18 protein-coding genes are annotated in these 16,605 nt (G+C 56.8%); 2 read left to right on the top strand and 16 right to left on the bottom strand.

Features of this window, described 5'->3' with window-relative positions:
* Positions 1 to 19 precede the first annotated feature (19 nt).
* The 4 genes from EDC27_RS10265 to arsB form a co-directional block, all read right to left on the bottom strand.
* Positions 20 to 397: a thioredoxin family protein gene (locus EDC27_RS10265; RefSeq protein ID WP_123290513.1), complete on the bottom strand. Its 378-nt coding sequence runs from the start codon at positions 395 to 397 to the stop codon at positions 20 to 22.
* Positions 394 to 2,043: a cation diffusion facilitator family transporter gene (locus tag EDC27_RS10260; protein WP_123290512.1), complete on the bottom strand. Its 1,650-nt coding sequence runs from the start codon at positions 2,041 to 2,043 to the stop codon at positions 394 to 396. Before EDC27_RS10260 ends, EDC27_RS10265 begins: the two co-directional genes overlap by 4 nt.
* A gap of 92 nt (positions 2,044 to 2,135) precedes the next feature.
* Complete coding sequence (locus tag EDC27_RS10255) at positions 2,136 to 2,624, bottom strand: rhodanese-like domain-containing protein (protein ID WP_148045734.1); 489 nt, start codon at positions 2,622 to 2,624, stop codon at positions 2,136 to 2,138.
* Positions 2,625 to 2,721: 97 nt separating this feature from the next.
* Positions 2,722 to 4,005: an ACR3 family arsenite efflux transporter gene (gene arsB / locus EDC27_RS10250; protein ID WP_123290510.1), complete on the bottom strand. Its 1,284-nt coding sequence runs from the start codon at positions 4,003 to 4,005 to the stop codon at positions 2,722 to 2,724.
* Between the two features lie 450 nt (positions 4,006 to 4,455).
* On the opposite strand from arsB, the gene EDC27_RS10245 reads away from it, so the two are divergent.
* Positions 4,456 to 5,757: a permease gene (locus EDC27_RS10245; protein WP_170161754.1), complete on the top strand. Its 1,302-nt coding sequence runs from the start codon at positions 4,456 to 4,458 to the stop codon at positions 5,755 to 5,757.
* Between the two features lie 38 nt (positions 5,758 to 5,795).
* Here the strand turns inward: EDC27_RS10245 and EDC27_RS10240 are convergent, their stop codons facing one another.
* The 7 genes from EDC27_RS10240 to EDC27_RS10210 form a co-directional block, all read right to left on the bottom strand.
* Entirely contained in the window at positions 5,796 to 6,218 is a 423-nt protein-coding gene (locus EDC27_RS10240) for an arsenate reductase ArsC (RefSeq protein WP_123290508.1), read from the bottom strand.
* A 29-nt stretch (positions 6,219 to 6,247) separates the two neighbouring features.
* Positions 6,248 to 6,772 (bottom strand): (Fe-S)-binding protein, encoded by a 525-nt coding sequence (locus EDC27_RS10235; RefSeq protein ID WP_123290507.1) that lies wholly within the window; start codon positions 6,770 to 6,772, stop codon positions 6,248 to 6,250.
* Positions 6,773 to 6,895: 123 nt separating this feature from the next.
* On the bottom strand, positions 6,896 to 7,321 hold the full coding sequence (locus EDC27_RS10230; protein ID WP_123290506.1) for a putative zinc-binding protein: 426 nt from the start codon (positions 7,319 to 7,321) through the stop codon (positions 6,896 to 6,898).
* 25 nt (positions 7,322 to 7,346) lie between these two features.
* Positions 7,347 to 7,586: a thioredoxin family protein gene (locus EDC27_RS10225; RefSeq protein ID WP_123290505.1), complete on the bottom strand. Its 240-nt coding sequence runs from the start codon at positions 7,584 to 7,586 to the stop codon at positions 7,347 to 7,349.
* A gap of 96 nt (positions 7,587 to 7,682) precedes the next feature.
* Positions 7,683 to 8,183 (bottom strand): thioredoxin family protein, encoded by a 501-nt coding sequence (locus EDC27_RS10220; protein WP_123290504.1) that lies wholly within the window; start codon positions 8,181 to 8,183, stop codon positions 7,683 to 7,685.
* Positions 8,180 to 8,542 carry an ArsR/SmtB family transcription factor gene (locus tag EDC27_RS10215; protein ID WP_123290503.1) on the bottom strand — a complete coding sequence of 121 codons (363 nt, stop codon included), beginning with the start codon at positions 8,540 to 8,542 and terminating at the stop codon, positions 8,180 to 8,182. The genes EDC27_RS10220 and EDC27_RS10215 overlap by 4 nt, the downstream gene beginning before the upstream one ends.
* A gap of 87 nt (positions 8,543 to 8,629) precedes the next feature.
* Positions 8,630 to 11,530, bottom strand: a complete 2,901-nt coding sequence (locus tag EDC27_RS10210) for an insulinase family protein (RefSeq protein WP_123290502.1) — start codon at positions 11,528 to 11,530, stop codon at positions 8,630 to 8,632.
* Positions 11,531 to 11,709: 179 nt separating this feature from the next.
* Here EDC27_RS10210 and EDC27_RS10205 point away from each other — a divergent pair, with 179 nt between their 5' ends.
* Complete coding sequence (locus tag EDC27_RS10205) at positions 11,710 to 12,666, top strand: lytic murein transglycosylase (RefSeq protein WP_170161746.1); 957 nt, start codon at positions 11,710 to 11,712, stop codon at positions 12,664 to 12,666.
* Between the two features lie 415 nt (positions 12,667 to 13,081).
* Here the strand turns inward: EDC27_RS10205 and coaD are convergent, their stop codons facing one another.
* From coaD to EDC27_RS10180, 5 genes are all read right to left on the bottom strand, one after another.
* Positions 13,082 to 13,600 carry a pantetheine-phosphate adenylyltransferase gene (coaD, locus tag EDC27_RS10200; protein ID WP_123290500.1) on the bottom strand — a complete coding sequence of 173 codons (519 nt, stop codon included), beginning with the start codon at positions 13,598 to 13,600 and terminating at the stop codon, positions 13,082 to 13,084.
* 95 nt (positions 13,601 to 13,695) lie between these two features.
* Positions 13,696 to 14,022, bottom strand: coding sequence for an NfeD family protein (locus EDC27_RS10195; protein ID WP_123290499.1), 327 nt, complete (start codon positions 14,020 to 14,022; stop codon positions 13,696 to 13,698).
* A gap of 31 nt (positions 14,023 to 14,053) precedes the next feature.
* On the bottom strand, positions 14,054 to 14,623 hold the full coding sequence (locus EDC27_RS10190) for a hypothetical protein (protein WP_123290498.1): 570 nt from the start codon (positions 14,621 to 14,623) through the stop codon (positions 14,054 to 14,056).
* 216 nt (positions 14,624 to 14,839) lie between these two features.
* The gene (gene rsmD / locus EDC27_RS10185; protein ID WP_245994435.1) at positions 14,840 to 15,469 is read right to left on the bottom strand and encodes a 16S rRNA (guanine(966)-N(2))-methyltransferase RsmD; all 630 of its coding nucleotides are present in this window, start codon (positions 15,467 to 15,469) and stop codon (positions 14,840 to 14,842) included.
* A 23-nt stretch (positions 15,470 to 15,492) separates the two neighbouring features.
* A complete protein-coding gene (locus tag EDC27_RS10180) occupies positions 15,493 to 16,521 on the bottom strand; it encodes an aspartate-semialdehyde dehydrogenase (protein WP_123290496.1) in 1,029 nt (342 codons plus the stop codon).
* Between the last annotated feature and the right edge of the window lie 84 nt (positions 16,522 to 16,605).

Raw genomic sequence — 16,605 nt, 5'->3', positions numbered from 1 at the left:
CACTCCTTTTCGGGGTCCATTATTCCACGCCCAGCTTACTGAACACATGGGCGATGCTCTTCTTGTCCAGAAAGCCTTCGTGTCGAAAGACTTCCTTGCCCTCTTTGTCATAGAAAATCTGCGTCGGAATGACACGAATGCCGAATCGGGCCGCCGCCTGCCGGTCCTTCCAGACATCGACAAAAATGACGGCGGCGCGTCCGTCGTATTCTTGTTGCACCTCCTTGAGAATCGGCTCCATCATCTTGCAGGGAATACATTCATGGGCTCCCAGGTCTACCATGGTCACCATGCCCTTGACGGGAATTTCCTGCTCCGATTCCATGGCCTGCCCACGGCAGCCCCCGAAGAGGCCGAAGCCCAGCAGTACCAGAAGTGCCACAACCCGCTTTGTCATTCTCTTGACCTCGCTGTTTCCTCTCCAATTCCTTGCATCGGTTTCAACCGTTCCGACCGGCTCGCGCTCATGACCAGCCATGTTCCCACTGCGGCCATGCCCAAAAGCACGGCGTCGCGAAGGATACTGAGTCGCATGGACCAGTTCCGGACACCTTCGCCCGTGCCAAAACAACCGCAGTCCACATCCACACCTCGAAGCAGATTCACGACGAGGGATCCCAAAAAAACCACCAAAAGTCCCGTGGCCGTTGTGAAGGCTCCGGGCAGCCACAGTCCGGCCATGAGGCAGACGCCCACCAGAGCCTCAAGCCACGGAAGCACCAAGGCGACCGCGTTGACGGCCCAGGCCGGAAGGAGTTTATAGTTGTCAACGGTTTGTGCAAAATCCCACGGTTCAAGAATCTTTTCGTAGGCTGCGTACAGAAAAACGAGCCCCAGGGCGATGCGCACCACCGTTAAAGCGCCCTGACGAAAGCGTTGAGATTTTCTTGAAAGACCCTCGTGGAGCGGGACCGACGTTGCCGCGGGCCGTGTTTCCCGACCTTCCCCCCTCGAGCTCTCAGTAGAGGGCATGGCGGTTGTTCCATGGCACGATCCTTCACAGAGCAGCGATCCGTTGCCGCAGCAGAGGGTTTCTAGTTGAATAATGGCATGATCGATACCAAAGTGGCGCCGCAGCGCCTCGGCCGCCTGCCGCCTCACCTGCTCCCCTTGGCTGAGCTTTTGGTCCGGGATCACCAGATGGCATGAAAAGGCGATGCTGGAGGAGCTCACGTGCCATGCATGAAGGTAATGGGCATTGAGGACGCCCGGGAGGGCTTCCAAGGTTTCTTTGACACGGGAGATGTCCACGTGGCGCGGCGCAGCGTTCATGAGGACCGCTACGGCTTCCTGCAAAACGCTCCAGCAATTCTTGAGAATCAAAGCCACGATGATCAACGACAACAAAGGATCGAGCCAGGTCCATGGCTTGAAAAGAAGAACGGCGCCGTTGATCAAAACGGCGACGGAGGTCAAAAGATCCCCCATCATGTGGAGAAACGCGCCACGCATGTTCAGGTTATGGGCCGCATCACGGTGGAGAAGCCACGCTGAAAAGCCGTTGCCCACAACGCCTACCGCGGCCAAGGCCATGACCCATGAGCCGGAGATCTCTTGAGGGTGTCGGAATCTTTGAACGGCTTCCCAAAGAATCACCGAGCACGCGCCCACGAGAAGGAGCACATTGAGCAGAGCAGCCAGGATTTCCACGCGCCGAAAACCAAAGGTATGGCGCGTCGTAGCGCCTCGCCGTCCCACGCGCCAGGCGATGTAGGCAATGAGCAGCGCGGCGAAATCACCGAAATTGTGAGTGGCATCCGAAAGAACGGCCACGCTGTTGGCCAAAACGCCGCCGACAACCTGAGCCGACGGAATCAGCAGATTGAGAAGCATGGTAAGGAGTAATCGGCTTCCGGAAGCGTCCTGGGCGTGGAGACCGTGTCCATGGTGTTCGCACGCGCCATGCCCGTGGGCCTCATCCTCACCACTGACGTCTGGAAATTCACGACTCAAAGGATCGTCCACATCGTGAACAGGATCTCGAAGTTGGGCCGCAGGATCGTCCACGGTCTTGCCGTGCTTGCCCATCGGATGGAAAGGCATGGTCAAAGAACCTCCGTTCAGGTATGCGGCGTTCTCACGCGTTCGGTGTGACGTCTCACTCTTTTTTTAAGCAGGAACATAGCGCGAATCCATCACGGGCCTGTCGCCACAGGAAATCCGCTTTCCAACCACGCAGACCATCCGTTCATCAGGGCACGCACCTGTGCGTAGCCTTGTGCTGTTAGAGCTGCCGCCAATTCTTCGCTGAATCGGCAGCCTTCATCGCAGTACGTAACGATGGGCGTTTCTTTCGGCAAGCCGTCCAGTACCTCGGAAGCCCTCTCCGAAAAATGAACCCATGGAAGGTTCAAGGCCTTGTCAATATGGCCGGAACGGTATGCCTCTGGGCTTCGAGCGTCCAGAAACACCGCCTGATCCGTCAAATAAAGGATCTGCGCTTCGTCCAAAGAAATTTCCAGTCCGGTTTCTCCCACCCACTGACCGACCGGTTGGATCCAGGGCAAGCCATCCGAACGAAGGCCGTTGACCGCGAACGACAGCATCAAAGCCAAGCCCACCAGGGCCAGGCTCTGCCACACGGCCTGGCGCCACGGTGTGCCCACAAATAATCGTTTGCTCACCACCGATCCTTTTCTCGAAGCTTCTCTCACCTTGCCCGCAACGCCTCCGTGGCCTCGGGGCAAAAAGAAAAGAACCTATGAGCCCTTTCTCGGATCCTTACCGAATTCGGGCCTTCAGCTCCCTCAGTTCCTGCTGCATACGGCCGACGTCTTCCATGAGGCGTGCCACCGCTTCATGTAGGTTCATGCCCTTGAGCCAATCCGTGAACCAGTGTCGCGTGCCCAGGCAGATTTTGACCAGCATAAGCATCACCGGCACCTCGATCAGGACCCCCACCACGGTGGCCAAGGCCGCCCCGGAAGCCAGACCGAAAAGCAGCGTGGCCGTGGCAATGGCCACTTCAAAATGGTTGGAGGCACCGATCATGGCCGAGGGGGCCGCGTCTTCATAACGCAACTTGAGCGCCTTGGAGAGTCCGTAAGCGAGCCAGAAAATCAGGTTTGTTTGGATAAACAAAGGAATGGCAATCCAAAGGATGGTCAAAGGGTTGCCGACAATAACGTCGCCCTTGAAGGAAAAAAGCAATATGAGGGTGACCAGCAAGGCGATGATGGTCACCGGGGTCAGGACATGCAAAAATTTCTGTTCAAACCAATCTACACCCTTGGCCCGAATGATAAGTTTTCGAGAAAAATAGCCGGCTACCAAAGGCAGAGCCACATAGATGCCGATGGAAAGCACCAGAGCCTGCCATGGCACGGGAAGACGTCCTACGCCCAGGAGGAAGCCTCCCAACGGCCCGTAAAGAAAAAGCATGGTGAGGCTGTTGATGGCGACCATGACCAGCGTGTGACCGTCGTTGCCGCGGGCCAGATAGCCCCACACCAAAACCATGGCCGTGCACGGAGCGATTCCCAAAAGAATGCATCCAGCCAGATAGCTTCGCCATAAGGGCACTTCCAGCATTTTTAGGCCGTTGTGAAGCACCACCGTGCCCACGCCGTGGGTGGCCCCCACGGGAAGATCCAAGCCCAGCGGCATCTTGACATAGTCGACGGCGTCGGGACCAATGAGCCCCTTAAAGGCGTATCCCAAAAAGAATAATGCGATGGCGTACATGGTGAAGGGCTTAATGGCCCAGTTGACAAACAATGTCAGCCCGACAGGCTTAAGGTTCTTGCCCGCCATCAGCACTTCGCCGAAGTCGATCTTGACCATGATGGGGTACATCATAAAAAAGAGGCAAACGGCAATGGGGATAGAAACCACGGGGGCCTCATTGACGTAAATGGCCAAGCCGTCAAGATAGCGAGCCACCTCCGGAGCGACCCGGCCCAAAAAGATGCCCGCCACAATGCACAAAAGCACCCACACGGAAAGATACTTCTCAAACAGACTGAGACCCCGACCTTCCTTCTTGATTCCTGCCTCTGATGCCATGGCTGCACTCCTCGATTTTCCGTTGAAAGCCCACGGTACGCCTTTTCGCCTCGAAGAAGCACCGCATGGCGCCATAAGAATTGGCCGCCTGCGCCGCTTCCACCATCGCCTTTTTCGACCCCCACATAAAGGCCGCCAGCACGACCGAGACCTTCCCTCTACATTCCTTTCTTTTCATATAGGCGCGCTGCCGCCATGTCAAGGAGTTCCATAACCATCGCTCCGACTAAAAAATCTTTGGAAGACCTTCCGCCTTAACAAGGGGGTTGACAAATCATCATACATTGCTAAATGGTAATACGTCGAGGCAGCCAGGGGCTGCTCGGCGGCGATGTGGTCGCGTGACGGCATTATTCCATTTGAGGAGGTTGTGTCATGGCACGGGTCGATGCCTCGCAAACGAACGTTTCGTTGGAACAGGTCCAGGCCGAAGAAGAGGAAAAAAGTCAAATTACCTGGTCGGAGATTTGGAAACCGTTGACCTTTATTGTGGGCACCTTTCTCATCCTTTTTTGGCTGCCCATGGAAAGTCAGAGGTTTCGCGGCGCGGTTTTGGAATCCTTGGCCTTGGCCAAGTGGTACGCTCAGGAACACGTCTTGCTCTGTCTGGTTCCCGCTTTTTTCATTGCCGGGGCCATCGCCTGTTTTGTCTCCCAGGCCGCGGTCATGAAATATTTAGGCGCCGGCGCCAAAAAGGTTTTGGCCTACGGTGTGGCGTCGGTTTCTGGAACCATTTTGGCGGTGTGTTCCTGCACGGTGCTTCCGCTTTTTGCCGGCATTTGGAAACGCGGCGCGGGACTGGGCCCGGCCATTGCCTTTCTGTATTCGGGACCGGCCATCAACGTCTTGGCCATTGTGCTCACCGCGCGCATTCTCGGATTGCCTTTGGGTATCGCCCGTGCCGTGGGCGCCATTTTATTTAGCATCGTGATCGGGCTGTTGATGCATTTGATCTTTCGTAAAGAGGAACAGCTCAAAGCGGCCGCGGCGCTCCACATGCCGGCTCCGGACGTGGAAAGGCCTCTGTGGCAGAACGTGGTCTATTTTGCCAGCATGGTCGGTGTGCTCATCTTTGCCACCTGGGGCAAACCTTCCTCGCCCGTGGGTTTCTGGAACGCGGTCTACAACGTCAAGTGGTATGTCTGCGGCGCCTTTGCGCTCTTTTTGGGCTATCTTTTGGTGCAGTGGTTTCGCGTCAAAGCCTACAAGATCGTTTTTTCCGCCATCGCCGTGGCCGTCTTGGCCTGGCTGTTTCCTCACGAGCCCCTTATCGCCTTTTCGGCGGGCTTGGTGCTTTTTACGGTGTGTTTGGTCACGACGCGCGGTGAGACCGAAACCTGGTTTTTGTCCACCTGGGATTTCACCAAACAGATCACGCCCCTTCTTTTCGGCGGTGTTCTTGTAGCAGGCCTTTTGCTCGGCCGTCCAGACGGATCCGAAGGTCTGATTCCATCCCGGTGGGTCAGCGGACTTGTGGGCGGCAACTCGCTGGAGGCCAATTTCTTCGCCGCCATTGTGGGGGCGTTTATGTATTTTGCCACCTTGACGGAAGTGCCCATTTTGCAAGGGTTGCTCGGCGCCGGTATGGGCAAGGGACCCGCGTTGGCGCTGCTTTTGGCCGGACCGGCCCTGAGTCTTCCCAACATGCTGGTCATTCGAAGCGTCCTGGGAACTTGGAAGACCGCGGTGTTCGTGACTCTTGTGGTGATTATGTCCACCACGGCAGGCTTGATTTTCGGGGCGTATTTCTAGGCCCCCATGAATCGCTCAACCTTTTCCCTGGGCGCCAACTAGAGATCGAGGTTTTCGACAAAAGTTTTGATTTCGTCGCGAACCCGCCGATAGGGCGCCATGGCCTCCTCCTCTGTGGCGGCTTCGGCCGCCAAGAGAGGAGGATCGTCAAAGGGGACGTGTAACCGTTTCACGCTGGCGGGAAAATAGGGACAGGACTCCTGGGCATGGCTACACAGGGTGACCACGTAGGCGAAGTCCTGAACCGGCAGATCCTCCACCGATTTGGATCGCTGTCCTCTCATGTCGATGCCCACTTCCGCCATGGCCTTGACCGCGCGAGGATCTAGTCCTTTGGGATCCACACCGGCCGAAAAGGGTTCGTAGATATCCCCTTTGAGGGTGCGGGTCCAGGCTTCCGCCATTTGGCTTCGACAAGAATTCCCGGTACACAGAAAGAGAATGCGTTTTCGTTCCGCCACGGAATCTCTCCTTGGCCTGCGGAGGGCTGTCAGCCGGTGAGGTCAAAGGGCTCGAGGTACGTATGCAACGCCCGGCGCTGTTCCGGACTCAGATGTGGGCAGTTTTCCGGACTGCGGCCGCCTTCCGACACATGAACGGCAAAGACGGTGCAGGTGGGATACCCGCACTCGCCACAGTTTGTCTTAGGAAGATGTTTTAAAATAGCAAATACCTGAGGTTTCTTCAGCGGCTCGAACTTGGGCGTGATTTCCGCGCGCTTGTCCCAGATGCTGTTGATTTCCTCGCGCAGCCATTGAAGGATTTTGTCGGCTTCTTCCGGTTCTTTGAGCGCATTGATGGCGATTTGTCGAGGATGGACCGTAATGAGCTTGCCGTGGGCCTTGAAGGTCACCGAGGGAGGTTCACGCGTGAACTGGGATCCTCCCAAGACGGCGTTCAGGTAGGGAATGACTTCCCCAATATCCTGATCCAAGTGAGCGATGCAGTGAAGAGACTGAAAACTGGGATTGCATTCCGGGCGAAAGATTTCTTTTCGATAGCTGCGAAGCAACATAAGGCACCTCCTTAATTCAAGGTACCTTCCAGGTTGGGACGGCACCTTTGAAAAGGCGCCAAGGGCGGCGCCGTTTCAAGGGTGTCCCGAAAAACGTCACGCAGCAGGAAAGAGTGGCATGCATCAACCGCAGCAAATTGACCCGGAAGGGGCGTCTGTGGGAAGGTCTTTACAGGCTTCTCTCACAGCCGCCTTGACTTTTTCTAAAGTTCCACGTTCCAGGGTAAAGTTCTTGTTTTTTTCGATGCCAAGATCTGTCAGCACCACATAGGCTTTGAGGGGCACCTGGGCGTGTTCCAAAATAGCCTTGGCACAGCCCACCTGGCACCCATCGATGGCCACCATGGCCGGTATGTCTTTGGCAGACTGCACAAACCCCGACAAGTGCCCGCCGATGCCCGCGAGGCAAAACATCTTGCCAAATCCTTCCACGGTGAGTTCCACCGCGGCTTGGTTGGACAATTGCCCCACGTTGGACCCTCCCGAGCAGGCTAAAATCATCACGTTTCCTTGAGCACCGCCCCCGGTGGGGCAACACGGCTCCGTCATGGCACAAGCCTCCTTTCTCCCGCGGTCACGATGCCGCACGAATCCACGAGAGAACTTCTTCCTTTTTGGGAATCTTGCCCACGGATTTCACTTCACCGTTAACGACGACAGCCGGCGTGCCAAAGACACCGTAGCTGGCGATTTCCATGGCATCCGTCACATGTCCTACGGAAGCTTGGACGCCGGATTCCGTGACCGCTTCCTTGACCACCGCTTCGGTCTGTTGGCATTTCTTGCAACCGGGTCCCAAGACCTTAATTTCCATGCGTCACCTCCTTCATGCCCCTGCCATGCCGCCTCTGGCCGCTTGCCCGCTCTTGCGCAGCCTTGTTCATTCCAACATGGCAGGGCTTTCATGGATTCATTGCACGTCCTTGAGCGCCTGCAGCAGAAGCTTTTTCAGTTCGGCTCTCAAAGGCACGCGGCCGGAAAACACCACGCGGCCCTTGACCACCAGGGCGGGCACGCCCAAAATCCCCATCTCGCCGATGGCCACGGGATCCCGCACATGGTCCACGTTCACCGCAAGCTTTTCTTCACTGAGAATCTCCATCACCGTTTTTTCCAGCGCATCACACTGAGCGCAGCCGGGTCCCACCACCAGGATCGATGGCGCTTGCTCCGGCTCGTCTTGAACCGCTTCTCCCACAAAGCGCTGCCACTCACGGTACAAGGCCTTACCATAAGCATTCCGCGCACCGGATGGTATATAGTTATCTTTGGCCAGACGTTCCAGCAGCACCTCTTCCACAGCCTCGCGGGGTTGACCTTTGAGCGAATCCGCCAGTTCCTGCAGGGCCTCGTCGAGTCCCACCACGCCCACCGTCTGCCCGTCGATGCGAATTTGCCGTATGGACTTCATCGGGCTCTTTCCGTGGATCGTGTACACACGGCAGCGCGATCCAAAAAGGGAACATTTTGCAGTAGCTTTTGAATTTCCGGATCCTCGTTCAGCCAGTGCTTGAGGTTACCCAAAAGGGTGGCGGCATACGGGCTGCTGTGTCCGTCCGCAGGCCGATAGTTGACCCAGAGGCCGTCTTTGCGCTTTTCCACCAGGCCGGCATCCTCCAGAATTTTGAGATGCTTGGATACGGTCGGCTGCGCCAGGCCAAGCCCCGCTTGCAATTCACACACGCACAGTTCTCGACGCGTCAGCATCTTGAGAATCTTCACGCGGCTCGGATCCGAAAGGGCCTTCATGACCCGAAGGAAATCCTTCATGAATCCCTCCCCTCTTCTTAAATGCCGATATGGAAATATACAGAAAAGGCGATGCCGTCAAGAGCCTGTGCCCTTTTTTCATTGCGTCTACAGGACCTGGCTGATGTGCAGGGCCATGTCTTCGGAGGCCAGGGATTCTCGAGATCCCAGGACCACGATGCGGCCGGTGTCTCGCGCGGAGTCCAACAGTTCGCCAAAGGCTCGAAAATCATCCCGCGTGGTGGCCAGAACTTCGTCACGCATGCGTTGGCGCGCGGCGTCATCATCCCCGGCAAGGTGCCTCATAAAGGACGTGAATCCCTTGGCGTCGGGCAGCAGGTGCCGGTCCAGGTCTCCAATGACGCCGATGATGGCTTTGGTCAGTTCATCCTGGTGAAGCTCAAAGGTTTTGAGAAAATCCGCGCACTGGTCGTAGACGTGCAGCGTCTTGTGTACGTTCGGGTCTCTGTAGGACACCAGGGTGAAATCCCCTGAAAATCTGTCCAGTTGAGTGAAGGCGCCGTAGGCTCCACCCTGAACTCGCACGCGGTCCCAGAGATAACCCGTGCGCAGAAAGTGACTCACCACCAAGGCCGATCCTCGAAAGCGAAAGCCGGCATCGCGCAGGTTCAGACCCTTGGCCACGTAGTTCACGTGCAAAGGGCCCGTAAAGCCTTCTTTGTGGGGCATGCGGTTCGGAAGCCAAGAGGCGCGCGCCGTGTCATGGGCCGGAAGGCCGGCGAGAAGTTCTTCCAAAACGGGGGTAATCTCTTGCCGGGTGGCCTCGTCCACGGTCACATTGGCTCGAAGGTTCTTGGACGAAAGGATGGCATGGCGCACCTGTTCCAGATCGGCCAGAACCCCTTCCCAGTCACTGTCCACGCGTTCGCAAAGCTTTCGCACAAAGAACAGAGACTCGATTCCCTTCATGTTCTCTTCGGCCCAGTGGGCCGCATGCCATGGCGCCTTAACCCTTCGGGCCACAAAGCGATGCCCTTCGGGGATGAGCGACGCTTCACGGCGGGCTTTGGATTCGAGAGCGATTTGTCGAAACCGATCCCGGTTGTCCAGCCGCACTGCGGTCACCAGGTCGCGAAGGATGGCGCACAGTTCCGGCACCTGATGGGTGAGGGCCTTTCCTCGGATCAGAAGCCAACTGCCGACCCTATGGCCGTCGGCACACACGAAAGTGCTGGTTTGAACGCTAATGCCTCCGGTCTTGCGGCTGATGCGTTCATTGAGGCGGACATAGTCTTCCTTTTCCGTGCCCATTTCCAGAAGGGCTCGGCCTAACAGAGGCACATAGCCCAGAAGGTGGGCCGGCACGGCGCTCACCTCAAAAGCCAAGTCCAGGTAGACAATGCCGTTGGTGAACAGATCGTGGGTAAGTACGGGAACCTGGGCCAGCATGCAGTCTTCGGCGGGGATTTTTTTGTTTTCTCTTTCCAAATCTTCCAGTCGCAGTCGAGGAATGGTGGCCAGCGCTTCGGGCGGGTCGGGTGTTTCCTGTAATTGTCGCAGCGTTCGCGTTTCTTTCACGAGACGCTCCAGGTCTTGTGGGGACATGGACGCCTTGCGTTCGGCCAGTTTTTTGGCTTCCTCGGCCCGTTGACGTTCTTCCAAGGTTTCATCCGGTTCCAGAAAAAGGGTCGCTCGATGCGGATTGTTCACCCAGTAGCGGACCAGAAGCTCTTCTAAGAACCCTGTACCGCTCAATGCCTTTTCTTTTACCCAGTTCAAGGGGGTTTCAAAGGCTACGAGAGCCAGAGGGTCCCCGTCGTAGAGCCAGGTGGTGAGGGCGCGCAGCATCAGGGCGAGACCTCTGGGGTAGGGTCCCGTGTTGTTTTCACGCAGGCGAAATTCCAAGGTGTTCAGGGCCGCTTCCACAGTTTCCTTGGGAATGCCTTTTTCGGCCAGCTCCTTGACCACATTCAGAATCAGGGCTTCCACCTTTTCCAGATTTTTGGGCGCCACACCTTTGAGACCCGTGGAAAACATCATCTGTTGCAGTTCAGCCTCCAGACCCACGCCGGCCAGATCTTCCCCGAGGCCCGATTCAATCAAGGCGCGTCGCAGCGGAGACCCCGGCATGCCGAGCAGGACGTATTCCAGAATGTGAAGGGCCAGATGGGTTTCCGGCGGTTCCGTCTGAGTCAGGAGCCAGTTGACGGTCACCATGGCTTTGGGGGGCTGGTCTTTGCCCACGGCATAGGTTTTGTGCACGCGCCGAGGGGCCGTGAATGGCGGCTGCAGAGGAATGCGACTGTCCACGGAACGGGGTTGAAAATCTTTGAGCAGATCTTCCAAAACGGCCAGGCGCCGATCCGGATCGTCATTGCCGTAGAAGTAAAACCAGGCGTTGGATGGATGGTAGTAGGTTTCGTGAAAGGCTTTGAACTGTTCATAGGTCAGCGTTGGAATGACCTGGGGATCCCCTCCCGAATCCAACCCATAGGGCGTGTCGGGAAAAAGGCTCTGCTGGCTGTATTCCACCACCAGTCGGTCGGGTGAGGAGTAGGCGCCGCGCATTTCGTTGTAGACGACGCCTTTGTACTGGAGCGGGCTTTCGCGGTTTTCGAGTTCGTAGTGCCAACCTTCTTGCTTGAAAATCCATGGGGTGATCTTCGGATAAAAGACCGAGTCCAGGTAGACGTCCACCAGGTTATAAAAATCCTGAAGGTTTTGGCTGGCCACGGGATAGCAGGTCTTATCCGGATAGGTGAAAGCGTTGAGAAAGGTTTGCAGGGATCCTTTGAGGAGTTCTACGAAAGGTTCCTTGACAGGGTATTTGCGCGATCCGCACAGCACGGAATGTTCGAGAATATGGGGAAGTCCCGAGGCATCCTTGGGGGGCGTGCGAAAGGTGACCCCGAACACCTTGTTTTCATCGTCGTTTTCCATGGAAAGAATGCGAGCCCCCGTGGGAACATGGGTATAGATTTTCGCCTGTGTTTGGATTTCCTGAATAAACGTGTCGCGATGCAGCTGAAACGCACTCCTGTGCCCCATTGAAAGCCTCCTTTGCGTCTTCATCTTTTCCAGGTCGGCGAGGAGTGAAAGCCGCCCTGGAATCCTTTAGCCGTAAAGGTTTATTTCGACCACGATCCCTGGTAGAAGGAAAGCTTAGTCATGGCGGTCGGCAAAGGAAAGTGCTTTCTCCACGCGATGACCTGTTCAAGGAGGCTGCGGTGTTGGCTCCATCCTTTCGATCGTGGAAACCGGCGTGCGTTTCCTTGGTGGTGGCGGCTTCGGTGATTTTTTCAGGGCTTGCTCCTAGGAGCGTTCATGCGAAGGAGCCGCTGGATCGTGTGCGAAGACTGCTGGAGGCGGAGGGGTGTTCGAGGCATGCCCTATCCGTCCTTTTTTCTTCCGCGGAAAGCCCGGCCTATGGAAACGTGGCGCTGTCCATGAAGATTCGAGAAACGGCCCTCAACTATGAAGCCTTTCTGGATCCGTCCTCCTTGGCCAAAGCCGAACAATTTTGGCGCCTTCACGACGAGACCTTGCACCGCATCGGGGCGGCTTATGAGGTGGACCCATCGATCATCGTGGCCATTTTGCTGGTGGAAAGCGCTCTGGGTGAACGGACGGGAAACCATCCCGTGGCGACCACTCTGGCCACCTTTGCCCTGATGCTCGATCCCGACGAGAGGGAACGCGTTTGGGGTATGCTTTCGGCCCAGGACCGGGCTCGGTGGGCTCGAGACCGATTCCACGCCAGACTGGAACGGCGAGCCTCTTGGGCTCTCAATGAACTTCGCGCGCTCGTGACCCTCATCGACAGGGGCATGCCGGAAGCAGCTCAATGGCGCGGATCCTACATGGCGGCCGTCGGCTGGCCTCAGTTTTTGCCTTCTAGCCTATTACACTACGGCGCCGATGGGGACGGGGACGGCACGGTGGACCTGAACCGCCCCGAGGATGCCTTTGCCAGCATCGCCAAGTATCTCAAGAGTCACGGCTGGCGCAATGACGCCGTGCCGGAACAGCAGGAAAAAGTCGTCCTTAAATACAACAACAGCCGGCCCTATGCCCGGACCGTTCTCGAGGCGGCTCGGCGTCTTCGGGATTTGAGAATCGCCGAACACAAGAAAACCTCCACATCGACACCCGCTCAGGCCCTTTTCCCAGACCCTTCTTCTTAGCGGAAAATTTTGAACGCACAGTTTTTTTTCGTGGAACCCGGCTGCCCATCCTGCCCTTTGTTTAACACACGGCCGAAAAACCCTTCTAAATCGCGGGTGCCCTTCCTGAAATCGCGGGCGTTTCGCCGGTATAAGGAGCGGGCGATCCGTAAAAATTCATCACGCTGGGCGCACCCTCCTTAAGAAAATTCTTCGGCATTTCCGAAAGTGGAAGCACCGGGCAATATGGGATGAACGGGCGGTTGAAAGCGGATGAGAAGGCACGCTGGAGAGACGGCGCACACCTTCTAAAAATTCACTTGAACCTTGGGGGATGCCCTCCCGATGAAGCGTTTTCTCACGTCCATCTCACGAGGGCCCCACAAAGCCCAAAAGCCGAGAGTCAACACGCAGCCATGGGCTGGTCAAACGCGCCTCAGGGCATTGCGCCCACGTGGCCCTTTTGGGCGCGCAATCTTTCGATGAGCTTTTTTTCCACCACTTCGGGCACCAGCCCTTTGACGTCCCCACCCGAGACCACAACTTCCTTGATGATTCGAGAACTGATGTAAATCCAGCGCATGCCGGTCATCAAGTACAACGTCTCAATCTTGTTGTTTAATTTCCGATTCATAAGGGCCATTTGAAACTCGTACTCAAAATCGCTTACTGCCCTCAGCCCTCGCAAAATGGCGCGAGCGCCCACGCGATCCACATAGTTGACGAGAAGGCCGCTAAAGGTATCGACGTCGATGCGGTGGGCAAGGGGATGGTCCGCAAGGGATAGGCGGATCATGTCCATTCGTTCTTCCAAAGAAAACAGAGGATTCTTGGCGGGGTTGCTGGCAACGGCAATGATGACGCGATCGAAGATTTTTAACGCCCGCTCGAGGAGATCCAGATGCCCGTTGGTGATGGGATCGAAAGAACCCGGATAGACGGCCAGCTTGTCCATGCCCCCTCCTTCTTCAGTTGCTCTCACTGAGACCTCTTCTTAGCATCCCTCGCCTGCAAAGGAAGGAAGGAACATAGCGCCACGCTCCTCGAAAGTCAAAGCTTAGGGCAGGTATCGTTCTCTTGTGCCACGGGCACGACCGTCAGAGTGAGCGAATCGACCTGCGTGATGCGGACAACATCTCCTGGGGCCAGCACCTTCGAACTTTTCGCCTTCCATTCTTCACCCTCGAGGCGCACGATCCCCGTGGTGCGGTTCCAGCGAAGAACCTGGGCGTGCTTTTCCAGCATGGATTCCATTCCAATGAGCGGCGATCGGCGGCGCATGCTCCAGCTCCACACGAGAGGAAAGATCACATGCTCGACCACTTCGAACACGAGAACCCCCAAAGCGATGACCAGGAAGAGTTTTCCGCCGTCCATTGGACTCCCTGCGAACCCTTTCCGGCGGTGTTCAGTCCAGGAACTGATGGCCGAGGAACAACAATCCAAAGACGCCAACCACGACAGCGGGATGGGTGTGAATGGCGCGGACCTTTCGGATCAAGGGTTGGGGAATGAGGCGGAATTTGAGGATCATTCCGCTAAGGCCCAAAAGAGTCACCAAGAGCACGGCCCATTCGGGAAGGCTTGTGGAGCGGCACCACGAAAGTCTGAAATGGATGAGGGCCATGATGATGGCCCCGGTGTTCAGAACATAGTGATAGGGCATGAGATCTTTTTTCAACCAGGAGTAGATCTTGCCGGCCGTCTTTTGAAAATTTCCCGACGTCTTGGTCAAAAGGAACCGACGCGTTAAAAGGGTTCCCGCCACGGGAAAATTGGCCACGGCGAAAAGCCATGCGGCCATCTGGCCTGTGTTTTCGTTCCCGTGGTCTTCCTGGGATTTCCCTGAGGTATGTTCCTTGAGTTTGTTAAAAAATTGATGTTCCTTTTTTTCCCGGTGATCGGCGAAGGCACTCACCGACACCACGGCCGAGACAAAAACAATGACTGGGATCAGCACACCTGTTCTTTTCATCATGTCCCGCCCCCTTGCCGTTGGTTCCCTAGCCCATCGTTGCGTTTGTCCGCAACGCCCGTGCCCTGATCCATACCACACTTTTGATGCCGGCGCCAGCACGGATCCTTGATATCCATGAATAGGCTGTGCCCACCGCCTTCCTCTTCCTCTTCCCACCGAACCAGGAAAGCGACGGAATCAGAGCGCAGGCTTTCGGCCCTCGACCGTTCTCTGGGCTCATCCTTCGCCCTCAGGCGCTTCATCCATTCGGGCGAAAAAAGTGAGGCACACAGTGCCGTAGCGGCGCCGGTCCACCAGGTGCCATAGGGAAACCCTGTCCGGGACGGCGTCCTTTTCGTGGTGTTCGGCAATGATTAGAGCATCCGGAGCGGCCACAGCATCCAGTAGGGCCAGAATCTTGGGAATCCAGCCTAGACCGTAAGGCGGGTCCATGAAGATCAGGTCAAAGCGGCGTTTCTGGGCTGCAAGACGCGACAGGGCCACAGGCACATTCACGGCCAGTACTTCCACTTCCGGGAAGGTCACGCCGCAGCGATCCACGTTGGATCGAAGGACGGCGAGCGCTTCGCGGTGCTGGTCCACAAACACCGCACAGGCGGCTCCTCGGCTCAGCGCTTCCAGCCCCAAGGCTCCTGTGCCGGCAAACAGATCCAGAACTCGGCTGTCTCGAACGCGCTGGCCCAAAATACTGAAAAGGGCTTCCCGCACGCGGTCCGCCGTCGGACGCACCCCGTGGGACTTGGGGCGTCTCAGGGTTCTTCCGCGAAAACGTCCCGCAATGATGCGCATGCAGTTGTTTGGCTTTCGGCACAAAAGCCCTTCGATCGCAACCTTGCTGGCCCTCACGAAAGGCGCGTCAGGTCGTGCATCTAAGGCACACGCAGCAGGCCTTGCTTGACCAAAATTTCCGCAATCTGCACGGCATTGGTGGCTGCGCCCTTGCGAATGTTGTCGGCCACAATCCACATGACCAACCCGTTTTCCACGGAAAAGTCCTTGCGAAGGCGCCCGACGAACGTCTCGTCCCGTCCGGCCGCATTCAAAGGCATGGGGTATTCGTTTTGCGCCGGGTCGTCCACAACCACCACGCCTGAGGCCTTTTTCAAGAGGTCCCGCGCCTCCTGAACACTCAAAGGCTGGTGGGTTTCGACAGCCACCGATTCGCTGTGTCCGTAATAGACCGGCACCCGCACCGTGGTGGCGCACACCTGAATGGACGCGTCTTCAAAGATCTTTCGCGTCTCGTTGACCATCTTCATTTCTTCTTCTGTGTATCCCGTGGGCAAGAAGGCCCCGATATGGGGCAGACAGTTGAAGGCGATCTGATGCGGGTAGACGGCTCGAGGCAGAGGCCGGCCCTGAAGGAGAGCCTGCACTTGCGCTTCCAGTTCAAAGACCGCCTTTTGCCCTGTTCCGGAAACTGCCTGAAAGGTCGTGACCACGATCCTCTTGATCCGCGCGGCATCTTGAATGGGTTTGAGAGCCACCACCATCTGAATGGTGGAGCAGTTGGGATTGGCGATGATGCCCGGATGTCCTTGAAGGGCGTTCGGGTTGACTTCCGGAACCACCAGGGGAATGTGAGGCTCCATGCGAAAGGCGCTGGAATTGTCCACGACCACGCACCCTGCTCGGGCCGCCATGGGCGCAAAACGTCGACTCACTGTGGCTCCCGCCGAGAACAGAGCCAATTGCACGCCGTCAAAGGACCGCTCGGTGAGTTCTTCCACGGTGATCATTTTGCCGCGAAACGGCACCTTCTTCCCCACAGACCTGGACGACGCCAAGGCCTTAATGGAGGCCACGGGAAAATTGCGCTCCTCCAAAACCTTGATCATCATGGTTCCCACGGCGCCTGTGGCGCCGACCACGGCCACTCGATAACCCTGCTCACTCATTCTCGATTACGCTCCTTAATTCCAACCATTTCGAAGGCACGGGAGCACGCTCACGGACAGGTTCCGTTCATCCCGCCTTTAGTT

The sequence above is a fragment of the Desulfosoma caldarium genome, from assembly GCF_003751385.1.
GTDB lineage: Bacteria > Desulfobacterota > Syntrophobacteria > Syntrophobacterales > DSM-9756 > Desulfosoma > Desulfosoma caldarium.
The sequence above is the reverse complement of the archived record's forward strand: the minus strand, read 5'-3'. Positions and strand labels throughout refer to the sequence as shown.